This is a genomic window from Arthrobacter sp. GQ119, from assembly GCF_059759125.1.
In genome coordinates this window covers 1-203 of record NZ_JCAXEA010000118.1, presented here as the reverse complement: position 1 = coordinate 203, position 203 = coordinate 1, and the positions used below count along the sequence as shown (strand labels likewise).

Annotated in this window: 1 protein-coding gene; it reads left to right on the top strand. The window is 65.0% G+C overall.

Annotated features, from left to right (window positions below; all coding sequences use genetic code 11):
* Positions 1-203, top strand: a 203-nt coding sequence (locus AC6CH3_RS23610) for an SDR family oxidoreductase (protein WP_498134735.1), incomplete at both ends; no start/stop codon positions are given.

The following is a 203-nucleotide window of genomic DNA, read 5'->3' as shown; positions in this document are numbered from 1 at the left end:
GACGAAGCGTTCGTCGAAAGCCTGGCCCGGCAGGCCGCGGAGTCTTTCGGTACCGTGGACGTCGTCGTCCTCAACCACGGCCTGCAGGTCAGCGGCCCGCTGACGGAGATGGCCTATGAGGACGCGAAGAACGTGCTGCACAGCAACTTGCTCAGCGCCTTCCTGGTGATGAAGCACTTCGCGCCGCTGATGCCCGCTACGGG